Origin of the sequence: Peptoclostridium sp. (assembly GCF_009881055.1) — a bacterium.
Lineage (GTDB): Bacteria > Bacillota > Clostridia > Peptostreptococcales > Peptostreptococcaceae > Peptoclostridium_A.
Genome location: NZ_WXFG01000004.1, coordinates 42,962 through 61,402 on the forward strand (window position 1 = coordinate 42,962; position 18,441 = coordinate 61,402).

Sequence of the window (18,441 nt, forward strand, 5' to 3'; positions counted from 1 at the left end):
GTGCATGAAATAAGGGTGTTTGCGGATTACCATACACATACAGTATACAGCCACGGCATGGGAAGCATAAGAGAAAATGTCGAGGCGGCCATCGAAGCAGGGCTTGAAAAAATAGGAATAGCCGATCACGGCTACATGCATCTGGGCTTCGGTGTAAGATACGAAAATTTTGACTTGATGAGAAATGAAATAGAAAGGCTTAAGACCGAATATAGGGAAATAGAGATTCTCCTTGGAGTGGAGGCCAACATACTTGATATCGAAGGCAGAATAGATGTAGATGAGCATATCCGTGATATTGTAGATTACGTGATGGCCGGCTACCACTTTGGTTCCAGGCCAACGCACATGGTAAGAGGCAGCATGAACCACGCTCTTAACTATATCAAGCCCTTAAATCACCTATCAAAAGAATACAATACCAGGGCGCTTGTAAATGCCATGAAAAGAAACGAAATATTCATAATATCCCATCCTGGAGCAAAGGCAAGCATAGACTTGGATAGAGTGGCGAAGGCGGCAATTGAAACAGACACTGCACTTGAGATAAATTCAAGCCATGGGCACCTTAGCCTTGAAGAACTTCTCCAAATAAAGGATACCGGTGTAAAATTCGCCATAGGCTCTGATGCCCACAGGCCTTCTGATGTAGGGGATTTTACTGATGCGCTGCAAAGAGTCGAAAAGGCCGGTATAAGCCAGCAGCAAATTATAAATTCAAGGAGATGAGAGGGTTGAAGTTCATAATAATAACAGGTCTTTCAGGCGCCGGCAAGAGTGAAGCCATGAGGGGGCTTGAAGACAGCGGCTATTATTGCATTGACAACATACCTCCTGCTCTTATAGTCAAATTCGCGCAGCTATGCAGCAACTCAAACGAAAGTATGAAAAAGGTAGCCCTTGGAGTGGACATAAGAGGCAGGCAATTTTTCCGAAATGTATACACAAGCCTTGACGAAATGAAAAAGCTTGGATATGAATATGAAATAGTATTTCTTGACTGTGAAGACGAGGTGCTTGTCAAAAGGTATAAAATGACAAGGAGAAACCACCCGCTCTCATTCGACACCAACATACTCGAGGGCATAGTAAGGGAAAGGGAGCTGCTCAAGGAGCTGAAAATAAGGGCAAATGTTGTCATAGATACATCGAATTTAAAGCCCAAAGACCTGAGGAAGCAAATAAGAGACATATATATTGGAGAATCTGAAGGTTCCAACCTTGTAATATCGGTGACGTCTTTTGGTTATAAGCACGGAATACCTCTGGATGCGGACCTGGTATTCGACGTTCGCTTCCTTCCGAATCCATACTATATTGAAGAACTTAAGGAAAAAACGGGAGATGAGGAGGAAGTACAGTCATATGTCATGAATTCAAGCGTAAGCTGGGAGTTTTTAGGCAGGCTCAAAGACTTCATAGATTTCCTCGTGCCAAACTATATGGAAGAAGGCAAGCACCATCTGGTAATAGCAATAGGCTGCACAGGCGGCAAGCACAGATCAGTGACTTTTACAAATATGGTATATGACCATCTGCTTGAAGGCGGTTACAGAGCAATAAAAAAGCACAGAGACATAAGGCTCAAATAGATAGGAGGCGGTTATGGATATAATAAACGGGCCGAAGGTTGTAGTTATAGGAGGCGGCACAGGGCAGTCCATATTCCTGAGAGGTCTAAAGCAGCTCACTGAAAACATAACGGCTGTAGTCGCGGTTACAGATGACGGAGGAGGCTCAGGCAAGCTCAGAGAAGATCTTGGGATGCTGCCGCCGGGAGACATAAGAAATTGCATAATAGCTCTTGCGGACATAGAGCCTGATATGAAAAGGGTTATGCAGTACAGGTTCCCGGAAGGAGAATTTAAGGGACAGAGCTTTGGTAACCTGTTTATTGCAGCGCTCAACGGAGTATACGGAAGCTTCGAAAAAGCCATAACAAAGATATCGCAGATACTCGCAGTAAAGGGCAGGGTGCTGCCTGTATCGGTTGACAATCTAAGGCTTTATGCGGAGCTTGAGAACGGAAACGTTGTAAAGGGTGAGGCTCGTATACCTCAAGAGAGCATAAAGCAAAAGAGCAGGATAAAAAGAGTATTCCTTGACACGCAGGAGCCGCAAGCACTGCATGAGGTTGTTGAAGCAATAAGCTGTGCTGACATAATAGTCATAGGTCCAGGGAGTCTCTATACCAGCATCATACCAAATGTTTTGATTCCACAGCTTAAGAATGCTATACTACAGTCAAACGCACTTAAGGTTTACGTATGCAACATAATGACGCAGCCGGGAGAGACAGACGGATTTGACGTTCTAGAGCATGTTGAGGCAATATTCTCGCACTCATGTCCAGGACTTTTCGATTATGTAATAGCTAACAGCGGCTGCATACCATCCGAACTAATTGAAAAATATGAGCATGATGCTGCAAGTGTTGTTCGGATTGACAAAAGGCAGGAAATGATTTTAGGTGATAAAAACATTCAAGTTATTACTGGTGATTTTGTAAAAGTAAAAAAAGGGTATATAAGACATGACGCATACAGGCTTGCAAGTCTCATAATAGATTTATTCCAAGGAGTGAAATCAAGGTGAAAAAGGAATCTAGCTCGGGAGGAGTCGTAGTATTTGGAAATGCAATATTGCTGCTTAGAAAATATAACGGAGACTGGGTCCTTCCAAAGGGCAAGATTGAGCTGGGGGAAAGCAGAGAAAACGCAGCGCTTAGAGAAGTGCGCGAAGAAGCGGGACTCAGGGCCGAGATAATCAAATATCTTGGAGAAATTCACTATACTTTCAAAAAGAACTGGGACGAGACGAAGATAGTGCATAAGACTGTATATTGGTATCTGATGAGTGCAAAGAACATGAGTACGCAGCCACAGAAGGAAGAAGGTTTCATAGACGCAAAATTCATACATATGGACCGGGTGCTCGAGCTTGCCAAGTATGACGATGAAAAGGAAATAATAAAAGTTGCTCTTGCAGAGCTTAAAAAATGCGATACGGAAGACAACATATAAATAAAAGGTGATAGATATGTCTTTTTCAACACAGACAAAAAACGAGTTGGCCAGAGTTTTTCCGGAAAGTAAAGGAACAAAGCTAGCCGAGCTTGCAGCGTTAATAAGGATGAGCGGTACCATACAGCTGGCGGGATTTAAGAAATTGAATTTCAAAATTTCCACAGAAAATGCCGCTATAGCAAGAAAGCACTTCAAGCTTCTGAAAGGGCTGTTTGGGATAAACACCGAAGTTACAGTTCAAAAAAGCAACAACCTGAAAAAGAATAATATGTACGTCATGCTCATCACCTACGAGATGGGGGCAAACGATATCCTCGAGCAGCTTGAGATACTCAGGAGAGAAGATGGAAGCTTTTTCATTGAAAATTCAGTGCCTCAAAAGCTGCTGAAAGATGATGAGGCCAGGCGTGCTTATATAAGGGGAGCATTTTTGGGGGCAGGTTCTATATCTGATCCGGAAAAGACGTACCATATAGAATTCGTAGTAAGCAGCAACGAATTCGGAGAACAGTTCAAAGAGCTGATCAACTCCTATGGCCTCAACTCCAAGATTGCAATGCGCAAGAACAGTTATGTGGTTTATATAAAGGAAAGTGAACAAATTTCTGATATACTCAACATAATGGGGGCGCACAAGGCTTTGCTTAGCCTTGAAAACACGAAGATTGTAAAGCAGATGAGAAATGATATAAACAGGATAGTGAACTGCGAGACGGCAAATTTGAGCAAGACAATAGATGCATCAATAAGGCAGATAGAGAATATCAGATTCATAAAGGACACAGTAGGACTCTCTGCACTTCCGCCAAACCTGCGGGAAATTGCCAACCTGAGGCTGGAAAATGAAAATCTGAGTCTCAAGGAGCTTGGACAGATGCTTTCAGTTCCATTGGGCAAATCGGGTGTTAATCACAGGCTCAGAAAAATAGAACAGGTGGCAGAGAGGATAAGAGGAGGGGAAAGTATTGATAGAGATTGAGTATCAGATAGATAATGAACTTGGATTGCATGCAAGGCCTGCGGCATTGTTTGTACAGTGCACAAATAGATTCCTTTCAGATGTATTCATACAGAAAGGCAACAAAAAGGTGGATGGAAAGTCGATAATGGGAGTAATGTCTCTTGGAATAGGAAAAGGTGAAAATATAAAAATCATAGCCGACGGTCCTGACGAACAAGAGGTTATGGAAGCGATAGAAAAACTCATAAAAGAAAGAATAATTAACATGTAGAGATTAAATCCAAAATATGAATAATTATGATGTTTTACCATAAAAATCCTCAAAACAACGGGGATTTTTATTTTTTTGTTATACATAAGCAGACAAGGGTAAATAATCAACTAATTAAACACTGTTTAAACCGACGATTATCCATTATCTTTTAAAGGGAGGGATTATTATGAGTTTTGGCAATATGGTCGCAGCTGCGGCGAGTTGATTGTGGGGCTGGCCTCTCTTGATTATGCTCTTGGGAACACATTTATGGATGACCATTGTGCTCAGGTTTCCGCAAAGACACATATTAAAGGCGATAAAGTTATCGGTGACTAAAGACGAATATTCAACGGGCGACGTTTCGCAATTCTCAGCCCTTGCTACAGCTCTTGCAGCAACTATAGGAACGGGTAACATAGTAGGTGTTGCTACGGCTGTTTCCCTAGGGGGTCCGGGAGCTGTGCTTTGGACCTGGCTGACAGGTGTTTTTGGGATATCCACCAAATATGCAGAGGGTCTTCTTGCAGTCAAGTACAGAGTAAGGACTAAAGACGGCACGATGGCCGGCGGACCTATGTACGCTCTTGAATACGGCATGAAAGCTAAATGGCTTGGAATTTTATTTGCCATATTTACGTCCATAGCAGCATTTGGAATAGGTTGCATGGTTCAGGCAAATTCGATTTCTACGCTTGTACAGTCCAGTTTCAACGTATCAGTTCACATAACCGGACTTATAATTGCAGCGCTCACAGCGGTAGTTATTATAGGAGGAATAAAGAGTATAGCTTCTGTGTGCGACAAGCTGGTGCCTTTCATGGCTGGATTTTATATACTGGGATGCATAATAATATTAACAATGACAGCTTCGACACTTCCGGCTACAGTAGCTCTTATTTTCAAGTCAGCTTTCACCGGTCATGCCGCAGTCGGAGGATTTGCAGGATCCACAATAATGATGGCCATGCGTTATGGAGTGGCAAGAGGACTTTTCTCGAACGAATCAGGTCTTGGATCGGCTCCTATAGTAGCAGCGGCTGCTAAGACTAGGAACTCCGTAAGGCAGGCAATGGTATCTTCAACAGGAACATTCTGGGATACTGTCATAATATGTGCTATGACCGGGCTGGTGCTTGTCAACACAGGCGTTTGGCAGCAAGGGCTTAAGGGAGCGGAACTTTCAAGAGAGGCGTTTGCAACAATACCGGTTGTAGGACCGCTGGTTCTCACGGTTGGACTTCTCACCTTCGTATTCTCGACAATTCTTGGCTGGTCTTATTATGGTGAAAAAGCTACGGAATATCTTTTTGGCAAAGCCTCCAACATGCCTTACAGAATAGCTTGGGTAATTGCAGTATACATCGGTTCAGTGTTCCCTCTGGATCTTGTATGGAACATGGCTGACCTTATGAACGGAATGATGGCACTTCCGAACCTTATATCGATACTGGGACTTAGCGGTGTAATAGTTGCCGAAACCAGAAAGTATCTATGGGAAGACAATCTTGATGCTGTAGACGAAGCTGAAATACCAATGATAGACAGATAAATGAATTATGGATTTAACATGAAACGGGCTGCCTGAAATTCAGACAGCCTTAATTTTTTTAGAGGCTAAGCGAGTCTTTTGCAAAATTATTTTTGAAACTTATAGCAAGTATGGCAAAATAGGTTGAAGTGTTGATATAATATATAATAATGAAAGTAAAAGTTTTGATTAGGTTTTTGTTGCAGCAGGACTGCAGATTAATATGCCAAAGTGAGGAGCATGCAGTCTTGACATTAGAGAGGAGCAGTTTTTTTGAAAGACAGTGTAGATTTTGTCCACTTGCATGTGCATAGCCAGTACAGCCTGCTGGACGGCTTTTCAAGGATAGACAGAATGGTGGACAGGGCGAAGGAACTGGGCATGAAGTCTCTGGCTATAACAGACCATGGCTGCATGTTCGGAGTCATAGATTTTTACAAGAAGGCAGTGAAGGCGGGAATAAAGCCGATAATAGGCTGCGAAGTCTATAATGCCTCAAGAGGAATGGATGACAAGGAACCATATTACGACAGATTTCCTGGCCACCTGGTGTTGCTTGCAAAGAACATGAAGGGATATCAGAATCTCATAAAGCTTGTATCCATGGGATATACGAGAGGGTTCTACTACAAGCCCAGAATAGATTTTGACGAGCTCGAAAGATACAGCGAAGGCCTTATATGCCTGAGTGCATGTCTTGCCGGAGACATACAGCAGCTGATACTAAAGGGTAACTACTACAAGGCAAAAAGAGTTGCTGAAAGGCTCAATTCAATATTTGGGCAAGGCAATTTTTATCTTGAGATACAAGATCATGGAATAAGGGAAGAAAAGCAGGTCAACATGGCGCTTCTTAGAATGTCCAGGGAGACAGGGATACCGCTTGTGGCGACAAATGACGTACACTACGTAAACAAGGGCGATGCCGACAACCACGATATACTGCTTTGCATACAGACGGGCAAGACGCTCAAGGACGAGACCAGAATGAAGTTCATGACTAATGAATTCTATCTGAAGTCAGGCAACGAGATGCAGGAATTGTTTGAAAAGTATGAGGGCGCTGTTGAAAACTCGGTGAAGATAGCGCAAATGTGCGAACTGGAGTTTGACTTCAATCAAGTGCACCTGCCAAATTACGAGGTGCCAGAGGGCTATACGAAGCAGGCGTATTTCCAGGAACTGTGCCTTGAGGGCCTAAAAGAGCGAAGGAAGTTTGAGTCGGTTGAATATAACGAAAGACTAAAATATGAAATCGACGTAATAAATCAGATGGGCTATGTTGAGTATTTTCTGATTGTATGGGATTTCATAAATTATGCAAGGAGCAGGAACATAATGGTAGGACCCGGAAGGGGATCTGCCGCAGGCTCGCTTGTATCGTACGTGTTGGGCATAACAGACATAGATCCTATAAAATACGGGCTTATATTCGAAAGATTCCTCAATCCCGAGAGAATATCGATGCCCGATATAGATATAGATTTTTGCTATGAAAGGCGAGAAGAAGTAATCGAATATGTAAAACAAAAATACGGCGAAGACCATGTGGCTCAGATAATAACTTTTGGAACGCTCGGGGCCAAGGCTGCCATAAGGGACGTCGGACGGGTCATGGACATACCATATTCGGATGTGGACAGGATAGCCAAACAGGTGCCTTTCGCCATTGGTATGAACATAGAAAAGGCGCTTGAGGTCAACCCTGAGCTTAAAAAAAGCTATGACACGGATGCCGTGACAAAGAGGATAATAGACGTATCAAGGGAGCTGGAGGGCCTGCCAAGGCATGCCTCGACTCATGCGGCCGGCGTTGTGATATCCCAAAAATCAGTGGACAGCTATGTGCCGCTCTACATGCATGAAAACTCCGTCACAACACAGTTTCCTATGACAACTCTTGAAGAGCTGGGGCTCCTCAAAATGGACTTTTTGGGCCTTAGAACACTTACTGTAATAAGGGATGCCATTGAGCTTGTCGAAAGAAACAAGGGAGTGAAAATAGATTTCTCCTGCATTGAGTACGACGACCCGAAGGTCTACGAGCTGCTCTCCTCGGGAAATACGCTTGGGGTTTTTCAGCTGGAGGGCAAGGGAATGAGGCAGTTCATGAAAGAGCTAAGGCCATCCAGTTTCGAGGATATAGTGGCGGGAATATCGCTCTACAGGCCGGGACCGATGGATTCAATCCCAATGTATATAAGGAACAAGAACAATCCGGATGAAATAAGGTATGTGCATGAAAGTATGGAGTCAATACTTAATGTGACGTACGGCTGCCTTGTTTACCAGGAACAGGTAATGCAGACGGTGAGGGATCTGGCCGGATATTCGTATGGGCGAAGCGACCTTGTAAGACGCGCCATGAGCAAGAAAAAGATGGAGGAGATGGAGCGGGAAAGGCAATACTTCATATATGGAAAAACTGATGAAAGCGGCAACGTGGAACTTCCGGGCTGTGTCAGAAACGGAATACCAGAGGAAGCGGCCAACAAAATATATGACGATATGATTGATTTTGCCAAATACGCATTCAATAAGTCCCATGCGGCTGCATACGGAGTGCTCGCATACCAGACGGCATACCTGAAGGCTCACTATCCTGTAGAGTTCATGGCTGCACTAATCACCAGCGTCATGAGCAGCACCGACAAGGTGGTGCAGTATATAAGGGACTGTGCTGATATGGGCATAAAGACGCTTAAACCAGACATAAATGCAAGTTATGAAAAGTTTGGAGTCGAAAACGGAGATATAAGATTCGGACTTGCTGCTGTCAAAAATGTAGGAGAAAAAGTCATAAGCTCGATTGTCGAGGAAAGGCAAAAAAACGGTCCTTTTGCAGATGTTGTTGATTTCCTCAAGCGGGTGGACTCGAAGGACCTGAACAAAAGAGTAATTGAATCGCTTGTAAAGTGCGGGGCATTCGATGCCATAAACGGCAACAGGGCACAGCTTATGGCGGGTTACGAGGCCATACTCGAGAGCATAGTGACTGACAGGAAAAAGAATGTGTCGGGTCAGATATCGCTCTTTGACATGATAACGAGCAATGTAAGCAGGAGGAGCGAGGATACCTACAAGCTTCCGGATGTCTCTGACTTCAAGGACAAGGACAGGCTCATGATGGAAAAGGAAGTCCTTGGTATGTATGTGAGCGGCCATCCGCTCGCAGAATTTTCACGGGAGCTTTCGCAGTATGGAATAACTTCTACAGCAGAGCTGCGAGAGGCCGCTGAGGACTCTGAAAGGGCGTATGCGCTGGACAACAAGAAGGTAAGGATAGGCGGCATGATAGCCTCCAAAACTGTGAAGACAACAAAGAACAACAATATAATGGCTTTTGTGCAGCTTGAGGATTTGTTCGCAAGCATAGAGGTGATTATTTTTCCGAAAGTGCTCGAAAAGTTTCCAGAGCTTATAAGGGAAGACTCGATAGTATATGTTGAGGGAAGAATAAGCGTCAAGGAAGATGAGGATATTAAGCTTATAGCGGAAAGCTTCAATGAAATTACAAGGCTTTCCGAGGAAAATGGCAAAGCTGAGGACAAGATTGAAAAATCAGTCTATATAAAGGTGGGAAGCATATCTGAATCTGAAACGATATACGGCATAGACAGGCTTCTTAAAAATCACGAAGGCAGCTCTCCTGTAGTGATATATTCGGAGGCTGACAACAGACTGTACAAGCCCAAAAGCGGAATCAAGGTAAATATAACCGAAAAACTGCAAAATGAGCTTGGAATGTTGATAGGTTTTGACAATGTAAGGGTAAAATAACATATGAGCTATAAAATTGGCAATCCGTATGGATTGTCAATTTTAATATGGAGACAAAAATAAGGGATAAATATAATCGGGAGGAATTTATGAAGACTATAGCAGTACTTACAAGCGGTGGAGATGCGCCGGGAATGAATGCCGCCATAAGGGCGGTTATAAGATATGGAATTCACAAGGGATGCAAGGTATATGGAATAAGCAGGGGCTACAAGGGCCTTATAGAAGGCGATCTTGCTGAGGTGGACTTGCGCTCGGCGTGTGACATAATACACAGGGGGGGCACAATACTCAGGACAGCCAGGTGCGAGGAATTCATGACTGAGGAAGGCAGAAGGCAGGCGGCAACTGTGCTGAAGGTATTCGCAGTCGACGGGCTTGTTGTGATAGGCGGAGACGGTACGTTCAAGGGAGCCAGTGAACTTGCAAAGCTTGGAGTGAATGTTGTGGGAATACCAGGCACAATAGACAATGATCTGCCATATACCGACTATACAATAGGCTTTGACACAGCCATAAACACCGTGCTTGATGCCGTAGGAAAGATAAGGGATACCTCGTCGTCGCATGAGAGGATAAGCATAATAGAAGTAATGGGGAGAAACTGCGGGGACATAGCCCTTTATGCAGGCCTCGCCGGCGGAGCAGAAGAAGTGGTGATACCTGAAAAGGGGCAGGACATGGAAAAAATATTCAGAGAACTCCTCGAGAGCAAGAATAGGGGTAAGAAGCAAAGCATTATAATTCTTTCAGAAGGCATAGGAAAGGCGCACGAACTCGAACAGCAGATAAAAGAAAAAACCAGGATGGATTCGCGCTCGACGGTGCTTGGTCACATACAAAGAGGCGGCTCGCCTTCGGCATTCGACAGGATACTTGCCACCAAGATGGGTGCAAGCGCAGTTGAACTGCTAGTGCAGGGGAAGACAGCACGAGTTATAGGCATAAAGAACAACAGGATTTTCGACATGGATGTCGATGAGGCGCTAAGTATTGAAAAGACATTTGACAGCGAGACGTATGAGCTTATAGACATACTTGCAAACTGATTATGACAGGGGTGAATTTTTTATGCAATTGAAAAAAACAAAGATTGTTGCCACAATAGGTCCTGCAAGCGAAGAGGAGTCAGTGCTTGAAAAGCTTATAGAATCAGGTCTTGATGTTTGCAGACTCAATTTTTCTCATGGAAGCCACAAGGAGCATAAAACCAGGATAGAAACAATAAAAAGAATAAGGACTAAACTTGACATCCCTGTGGCTATAATGCTTGACACGAAGGGTCCTGAAATAAGAACGGGAAAATTCAAAAATGGCAGGGCCAGGCTGGAGCAAAACAGCCGCTTTGTAATTACAACATATGAAGTGCTTGGAGACGAGACGATGTGCAGCGTCAGCTACGAAGGCATAACAAGGGATGTTTCGGTTGGTGACAGGATACTCATAGACGATGGAAACATAGCACTGGTCGTAGAACAGGTACATAATGACAGTTTGACATGCATAGTCGAAAATCCAGGTGAAATATCCGACCGAAAAGGTGTAAATATTCCAGGAGCCAAAATAAATCTGCCAGCCGTTACGCAAAAAGACGTTGAGGACGTAATTTTTGGAATCGAAAATGGGATAGATTTCATTGCTGCATCATTCACCCGAAAAGCGGCTGATGTGCTCGACATAAGAAGAGTGCTTGAACAAAATGGTGGGGAAAGCGTCAAGATAATAGCAAAAATTGAAAATGCAGAAGGCGTGGCTAACGCAGACGAGATTATGAAAGTGGCAGATGGATTAATGGTGGCTAGAGGGGATCTTGGAGTTGAAATACCGGCAGAGGAAGTGCCTCTTGTACAAAAGAGACTGATAAAAAAATGCAATCTGGCCGGCAAACCGGTAATTACAGCAACACAGATGCTCGACTCGATGATAAGGAATCCAAGGCCTACAAGAGCGGAGGTTGCTGATGTGGCCAATGCGATATTTGATGGCACTGACGCTATAATGCTTTCGGGTGAGACGGCTGCCGGGAGATATCCACTGGAGGCTGTAAGGACAATGAGCAATATAGCCCTGACAATAGAAAAATCAATCAACCACGAAAAGCTCTATAAAAGAGTGGCTGACAGCGGAAATTCCGGGGTCACAAATGCGGTGAGTCGCGCTACATGCTCCAGCGCATGGGAGCTCGGGGCAAGTGGCATAATAACTGCGACATCTTCAGGTCTCACGGCGAGAATGGTGTCAAGATTCAGGCCGAAATGCCGTATAATAGCTGTGACATCGTCTGAAAGTGTGCAGAGAAGCCTTTCGCTGGTATGGGGAGTCAGCCCCATATTGTCAGAAAAATTTGATTCAACGGACATACTTATAGAAGATGCAATTAGCCGATCGCTTGAGAAGGAGTACATCAAATCAGGTGAACTTGTGATAATAACTGCTGGCGTTCCGGTTGGGATAGCAGGAGGAACGAACTTGATGAAGGTACACGTAGTTGGAGAAGTGCTCGCAAAAGGGATAGGCATTGGAAAAACCGTGGCCGAGGGCAGGGCTTGCGTAGCCACTACGGCGGAGGAGTGCGCCAGCAAATTCAAAGAGGGCGATGTGCTTGTATGCGTTTCTACAGATGCCGACATGAACAAGTACATGGAGCTTGCGTCGGCAATAGTAACCGAGGAAGGAGGCCTCACAAGCCATGCGGCGATAGTGGGACTCAATCTTGGAAAGCCTGTAATAGTGTCTGCGAAAGATGCGACGGCGAACATAAATGACTGCGAAATTGTTACAATTGATACACCAAGAGGAATAATATACAGGGGAAGTGTAAGGGTTTTGTAGGAATATATGGGAATGTGTTTCAAAAACATTCGAATCATTGTTAAATTAATAATAATTTTAAAAAGTTGCAAAAAAAGTTTTTAACGAACATGAAACTGGGTAAACAATTACTCGAGGAGGTGGAATAAGCAAAGTAACACTTGGGAATTATTGTTTTTTTGAATCATAAGTCAAACAAGTATGAACATTTTGAATTTTCTGAAAACTTTGAGCTGACTTATTTTTCACAAGGTTCCAAAAGTTCTGAATTGTATAAAAAAAAATTGATATTTTGGTATATCGATAGTATAATCAATATAGCAAAGTATGAATTTTAAAAAAACAATCGATTCAGCAAAACTCAATCACAAAAAGGAGGGACACATTATGGCAGAACAGCAACAAAGAGAAGAGTGGGGGTCGAAGATTGGACTTATTCTTGCCATGGCAGGTAACGCAGTAGGTCTAGGTAACTTCTGGAGATTCCCATATCAGGCTGCTAAAAATGGCGGCGGCGCATTCATGATTCCTTATTTCGGAGCACTTATTCTTTTAGGTTTACCTCTTATGCTTTGCGAATGGCAACTTGGACGTTACGGCGGTAAGTATGGTCACGGTACTCTTGGACCGATGATATACCTACAGGCTAGAGAGGGTATCAACCCTAAGTCTGCAGCAATTATTGGTTCTATAGCAGGTGCATTTGCATTTGCAGTTACACTGCTTGTTAACTCGTACTACAACCATCTAATAGGTTGGACACTCGGATACGCGGTGATGTCGATGACTGGCGGATATATGGACACAGCGAAAGCTACTGGAGATATATTCGTAGGCTACATACAAAACCCAGCTCAGGTATTTACTTTCTGGGTAATAGCTCTAGCGGGTCTTGCGTGGGCGGTTATGAGAGGAGTGCAGGAGGGTATAGAGGCATGGGCGAAGCTCATGATGCCAGTACTGTACGTATTCGGTATAATACTTGCAATAAGAGCGCTTACACTTGGAGCCCCTGTTAACCCGGACTGGTCGGCTCTTAAGGGTCTTAACTTTGTTTGGAACCCTGATTTCTCAACACTTAACTGGACATCAGCGCTTGCTGCTGCAGGACAGATATTCTTCACACTTTCAATTGGTATGGGTATAGTATGTAACTATGCATCGTATCTTAAGCCTGAAGATGACGTAGTAGTTTCTTCGGTAGCTATGATATCTCTAAATGAATTTGCAGAGATAGTTCTTGGAGGATCGATAGTTATACCTATAGCTTACTCATTCCTTGGACCAGATGGAATATCTGCAGGTGTTGGACTTTCGTTCATAGCACTACCTAACGTATTCAGGGTAATGCCTGCTGGACAGGTATTTGGATCACTATGGTTCTTCCTTCTGTTCTTCGCAGGATTCACTTCAGCTATAGCGATGTACAACTACCTTGTTGCTCTTCTTGAAGAAGACCTTGGAGTTGAAAGAAAGAAAGGTGCACTATACATCTTCTTTGCTTATATAATAGTTGGTCTTCCAGTTGGTCTTGAGCCAATACTTACTAAGACTGCAGACCTTGCTTACTTTACTGAGATTGACAACTGGGTAGGTTCATACCTGCTTATAGTTCTTGGTCTTGTGGAAGTGCTTGTTGTTGCATTCTTCATGAAGGAGAAGGCGCTTACAGAGATAAACAAGGGGGCTCTTTGGAGAGTGCCTGGCTGGTTCTACAATCTATTTGTAAGAGGACTTACTCCGCTTACACTAGCTATAGTGCTATTCTTCTCGACTAAGACGTATATGGAAGCAGGATACTTCAAAATAGTGCCAAGCTTCGTGGCAGAGACTCCTGTACTGGTTCCTTGGGTTCAGGCGGCTAGAGTAGTCATGCTTGCTGTTGTTATAGTAGGATTCCTACAGTCCTACAGGTCTATCAAGACTAAGTACGGCAAGGAGCTTGAGTCAGGCAAAGTATCAGTATACGTAGACTAATGAGGAGGGATTGATATGACAGGAGCAGCAATAGGTTTTCTTGTAACAGTATGGTCCATAGTATTCATAACAATATTTGCCAGCCTCAGAAGGCTTACAAGTGCAGAGGCTATGAAAAAGGCACAAAAATAAATTTGAAATACCAAAAAAACCTCACCTTTTAGGTGAGGTTTTTGTATAATATATAGTATAATTGATACAGCACAACTTCAACACACACACTTATAAGGAGTGACATTAATGACGACAACTGAAATACAAGCTGTTCTGGATGAGCTGCATTCAATACTATCGTCCAACACTGTCATCGACAAGAAGAAAAAGGATAAGCTCATATTAGAAATCGAGCAACTTAAAAAGGGATTCAAGGATATACCCGAAATACATGAAAACCTGACTGATGTCTATACATCGCTTGTAAAAAAAGGCAGGGAACTTAAAGCGCTGTATAAGAACAAGGTGACATCCAATGACAAAAAGGAGCTCGAATCAAAGGCGATTTACTACATAAGATATTTGAAGGCTGCAAAGGGAGACTTTCTCGGGGAAACTCCATATGTAATAAAGTACATAAGATTCTTTTTTGTAACGGCTCTTCTTTTCATAGCCCTTTCGCCTATGTATTTTGGTTTCATACTGCCAGGGCTTATGTTCGTGCCTATATTCCTTGGTTTCAGAGGTGTCAAGCAAAGAACAAAGCCGGGATTTCACTTTAGCCTGGCGGTAGTGCCGGTAGGCATAATGACTGCAGCTCTGTGGGTAAGATATGGAATGTATGCAATGATGAATTTCGAAAAAGAAGTTGCGGCGGCTATGCAAAACTCAGGACAAGGACAGTTTGTTGGGCAACTTTTAGTTGCAGGGCCTCCAATACTTGGAGCGTTGCTTATGATATGTGCGTGCATGCAGGCGTACTTTGGCTACAAGAGCAAGGATCTTTTCGTATAGGATAATATATTATAGTGAAAGAAATAAACATGGCCTTTGCAACTTAGCAAAGGCTTTATTTATGATAAAATTGATATAATAAAATGCAAAGAAATTTTAAGGAGCGGTTTGATGCTGAGGGAATCTGGAATATATGAAGTTGAAATAATAGACCTTACTGAAAAGGGTGAAGGTATAGGAAAAATAGACGGGCTTACCATCTTTATCGATGGAGGTCTTGTGGGCGACAAGGTTAAGGCTAAACTCTCAAAACTCAAGAAAAACTATGCAACAGGAGAGCTTCTTGAGATAATAACGCCTTCAGAAGGCAGGGTAGAGGCGCTGTGCCAATATCGAGAATGCGGAGGTTGCCAGATAATGAGTCTCTCATATGAAAAGCAGCTCGAGCTCAAAAGAAACAGCGTTGTTCAGACTCTTAGGCGAATAGGCGGGCTTGAAGAGATTGTACATGTGCATGCTGTAATCGGCATGGAGTATCCCTATGAATACAGGAACAAGGCACAATTTCCAGTTGGCGAAAGAGGCGGAGAAATTGTCGTCGGTTTCTACAAGAAAGGCACTCACGATATTGTTGATGCCAAGAGCTGCTGCATACACAGGAAGGTCAATGAGCAGATAATAGAAATAGTCAAATATTACATGAAGGAAAACAACATAAGCGCCTATGACGAAAAGAGCCACAAGGGCACAATAAGGCACATAGTCACCAAAATAGGTTTCACTACTGGCGATATTATGGTTGTAATAGTAACAAACTCCAAGAAGCTAAAAAATGCCAATCTGCTGGCACATGCCCTCAATGCCAACATACCAGGCTTCAAGACGCTTGTACAGAATGTAAATATGGACAAGACAAATGTCATACTAGGAAAGCAAAATAACATAGTATACGGCGAAGGCAAGATAACAGACTATATAGGAAGCCTGAGCTTTGAAATATCGCCGCTTTCTTTCTTCCAGGTCAATCCGGTGCAGACAAGGGTGCTATATGAGAAGGCGCTAGAGTATGCGGCTCTTTCAGGCGACGAGACCGTATTTGACATATACTGCGGCACGGGAACAATATCGCTATTTCTCGCTCAGAAGGCCAAGCATGTATACGGAATAGAGGTCATACAGGAGGCTATTGATGCTGCCAGGGAAAATTCAGTACGCAATGGCATACAGAATGCGGAGTTTTTCACAGGAAAAGCAGAGGATGTGGTTCCAAGGCTCTACGAGCAGGGCTACACAGCAGATGTTGTAGTGGTTGATCCCCCAAGAAAGGGCTGCGACGAGAAGGTGCTTGGCACTATAGTTGAAATGCAGCCAAAGAGGGTCGTATACGTTTCATGCAATCCGTCCACGCTCGCAAGGGACTTGAAATATCTGGGGGAGAACGGCTTCAAAGTCAAAGAAGTCCAGCCTGTGGACATGTTCCCCCACACAATGCATGTGGAGACAGTCGTGTTGATGTCACGCAAAGATAAATAATTAGGCTCTAAAGGGCTTGAAATCAAAGGTTTTCAGACTTTCGGTTGGGATAATCGATTGCTGGAAACCTTGTTTTTTTTATCGTTCAAAAGCAGCCCGGGTTTGAGAGCATTGTTGGGTTGAGGCTATAGAACTGCTTTTTATCCCGCGAGACAAGGGAACTACTGTTTTTGGATAGGGTTGAAACTAGGGAACTGTTGTTAAATGAATGTAGTAAAAGGCAGTAGTCCTATTACAAAACTACTGCCTTCTACTATGTTATCTTCCTAAATCATCTCGGCTGATATGTTGTTGTAGAATAGTTCTCATACGCTTGATCATATCGTTAACCGATGACTGAGGCTTATTAATAAGGTTTGCGATTGTACGTTGTGATTTTCCGTCATAAAGCATTTCAAATATTGGTGCCAACTCAGGAGCCTTGTTGCGAAGACTGTCAAGAAGGTCTTCAAAGAGCATAGCCGTTAGGATTGTTTCACACTGTATAGCAGCTGGGTCCTCGAATTCAAGCTCTGTTTCCTCGAAGAAAGATTCAAGCGAAAGCGGAGCTCCGTCCTTCATCTTCTTGCAGGCCTTACAGTCCATTTCGCAGCGCTTGAGTTTTCCCTTGCCATCGCTAACTATGCAACGGCGGCTGCGTTCTTCACGTTTCATTTCTGCCCAAATGGGACGCATGTACGTAAGATAAAGTTCTTCGTCATCTGTAGGAATCATGATAGCTGATACTATTTTATTCCCGATTTTTGCTGGTACCACATCTTCCTTCTTGATACCGTACGCTTCGATTGTCTCTCTTGTTACCTCCATGGGGATGAGATAAGTTTTTTTGTCTTTCTTTGTCATAATGTAAGCCCTCCTTCGGCTTGAAACCGAAGCGAGAGCTCACATGACGTGCACCAGCCCAAAAAGGCAATAGTCGACCGTCCGAATGGGATTACTCCCGCTTCAGAATTGGCGACCAGCTATTCCAGTGGCTGGTGGCAGTTATTTAGTTGTTCACCCGATAGGTCTGGAATCATCCTTGATCAGGGGATGTCCTATGGGGTGATAGTTCGCATAAAGCAAAATGATGTTATCGCTTCGTGCAATAACATCATACTAATTTCTTGGACATGCTTAGAGGAGCGGGAGTAGCTACCTAATAGAGTGTGAGTAGCTAATTTTTGATGCTTTCCTCCGATTGGTAATAAGTAAGAGAATGCAAAGCTAATATCAGCAAAAGTAAACTTAAGATTGTCGTTTGCATTTGGACGTGCTATAATACTTAGAGTGAACTATTTCTGAACAGGTTCATGGAGGCGATAATATGGCATTCAGTTATAACAAACTATGGAAGCTACTGATTGATAAAAAAATGATGAAGAAGGATTTGATGGAAGCGACGGGCTTGACTACTTCCACGATGGCTAAATTAGGCAAGGAGCTTCCGGTTAGCATGGATGTTTTGGCGAGGATATGTAAAGCACTCAATTGCAACATCGGAGATATTGTCGACTACATCGATAAAGAAGCCGAATAAAAAATTGGTTTGATGTTAGCATAAAAAGTGGACATGCATCCTGAGTGGGATAAAATATATGTAAGGAGCGTGTTGCAAATGAGTACTAAAAAATCGTATACAAAAGAATTTAAGGAAAATGTTGTCAAAATGGTTATAGAGCAAGGAATGAAACAAGTTGAA

The 18,441-nt window shown here is 43.3% G+C and carries 15 protein-coding genes; 14 read left to right on the forward strand and 1 reads right to left on the reverse strand.

The genetic code is table 11. The features are described 5' to 3' along the window. The 13 genes from GT589_RS00625 to rlmD all read left to right on the forward strand — a co-directional run bounded on the left by GT589_RS00625 (window position 1) and on the right by rlmD (window position 16,760). Window positions 1-729 carry a PHP domain-containing protein gene (locus GT589_RS00625; RefSeq protein WP_330582824.1) on the forward strand — a complete coding sequence of 243 codons (729 nt, stop codon included), beginning with the start codon at window positions 1-3 and terminating at the stop codon, window positions 727-729. Window positions 730-734: 5 nt separating this feature from the next. Next, window positions 735-1,592 (forward strand): RNase adapter RapZ, encoded by an 858-nt coding sequence (rapZ, locus tag GT589_RS00630; RefSeq protein WP_293394400.1) that lies wholly within the window; start codon window positions 735-737, stop codon window positions 1,590-1,592. A 13-nt stretch (window positions 1,593-1,605) separates the two neighbouring features. Further along, window positions 1,606-2,595: a gluconeogenesis factor YvcK family protein gene (locus GT589_RS00635; protein ID WP_293394403.1), complete on the forward strand. Its 990-nt coding sequence runs from the start codon at window positions 1,606-1,608 to the stop codon at window positions 2,593-2,595. Next, window positions 2,592-3,023, forward strand: a complete 432-nt coding sequence (locus GT589_RS00640; protein WP_293394406.1) for an NUDIX hydrolase — start codon at window positions 2,592-2,594, stop codon at window positions 3,021-3,023. The genes GT589_RS00635 and GT589_RS00640 overlap by 4 nt, the downstream gene beginning before the upstream one ends. A 16-nt stretch (window positions 3,024-3,039) precedes the next feature. Beyond that, entirely contained in the window at window positions 3,040-4,005 is a 966-nt protein-coding gene (gene whiA, locus GT589_RS00645; protein WP_293394409.1) for a DNA-binding protein WhiA, read from the forward strand. Continuing rightward, on the forward strand, window positions 3,992-4,258 hold the full coding sequence (locus GT589_RS00650) for an HPr family phosphocarrier protein (RefSeq protein ID WP_293394412.1): 267 nt from the start codon (window positions 3,992-3,994) through the stop codon (window positions 4,256-4,258). The genes whiA and GT589_RS00650 overlap by 14 nt, the downstream gene beginning before the upstream one ends. 208 nt (window positions 4,259-4,466) lie before the next feature. Then, on the forward strand, window positions 4,467-5,792 hold the full coding sequence (locus tag GT589_RS00655; protein ID WP_293394415.1) for an alanine/glycine:cation symporter family protein: 1,326 nt from the start codon (window positions 4,467-4,469) through the stop codon (window positions 5,790-5,792). Between the two features lie 252 nt (window positions 5,793-6,044). After that, window positions 6,045-9,551, forward strand: a complete 3,507-nt coding sequence (locus tag GT589_RS00660) for a DNA polymerase III subunit alpha (protein WP_293394418.1) — start codon at window positions 6,045-6,047, stop codon at window positions 9,549-9,551. Between the two features lie 89 nt (window positions 9,552-9,640). Then, window positions 9,641-10,600 (forward strand): 6-phosphofructokinase, encoded by a 960-nt coding sequence (gene pfkA, locus GT589_RS00665; RefSeq protein WP_293394421.1) that lies wholly within the window; start codon window positions 9,641-9,643, stop codon window positions 10,598-10,600. Between the two features lie 22 nt (window positions 10,601-10,622). After that, on the forward strand, window positions 10,623-12,383 hold the full coding sequence (pyk, locus tag GT589_RS00670; protein ID WP_293394424.1) for a pyruvate kinase: 1,761 nt from the start codon (window positions 10,623-10,625) through the stop codon (window positions 12,381-12,383). A 366-nt stretch (window positions 12,384-12,749) separates the two neighbouring features. Next, a complete protein-coding gene (locus GT589_RS00675) occupies window positions 12,750-14,339 on the forward strand; it encodes a sodium-dependent transporter (protein WP_293394427.1) in 1,590 nt (529 codons plus the stop codon). A gap of 240 nt (window positions 14,340-14,579) precedes the next feature. Beyond that, window positions 14,580-15,287 (forward strand): hypothetical protein, encoded by a 708-nt coding sequence (locus tag GT589_RS00680; RefSeq protein WP_293394430.1) that lies wholly within the window; start codon window positions 14,580-14,582, stop codon window positions 15,285-15,287. 111 nt (window positions 15,288-15,398) lie between these two features. After that, window positions 15,399-16,760 carry a 23S rRNA (uracil(1939)-C(5))-methyltransferase RlmD gene (gene rlmD, locus GT589_RS00685; RefSeq protein WP_293394433.1) on the forward strand — a complete coding sequence of 454 codons (1,362 nt, stop codon included), beginning with the start codon at window positions 15,399-15,401 and terminating at the stop codon, window positions 16,758-16,760. Between the two features lie 258 nt (window positions 16,761-17,018). Here the strand turns inward: rlmD and GT589_RS00690 are convergent, their stop codons facing one another. Further along, the gene (locus GT589_RS00690; RefSeq protein ID WP_257531235.1) at window positions 17,019-17,603 is read right to left on the reverse strand and encodes a sigma-70 family RNA polymerase sigma factor; all 585 of its coding nucleotides are present in this window, start codon (window positions 17,601-17,603) and stop codon (window positions 17,019-17,021) included. A 463-nt stretch (window positions 17,604-18,066) separates the two neighbouring features. Between GT589_RS00690 and GT589_RS00695 the strand changes: the two genes are divergently transcribed. Further along, a complete protein-coding gene (locus GT589_RS00695; RefSeq protein ID WP_277442574.1) occupies window positions 18,067-18,279 on the forward strand; it encodes a helix-turn-helix domain-containing protein in 213 nt (70 codons plus the stop codon). Window positions 18,280-18,441 lie beyond the last annotated feature (162 nt).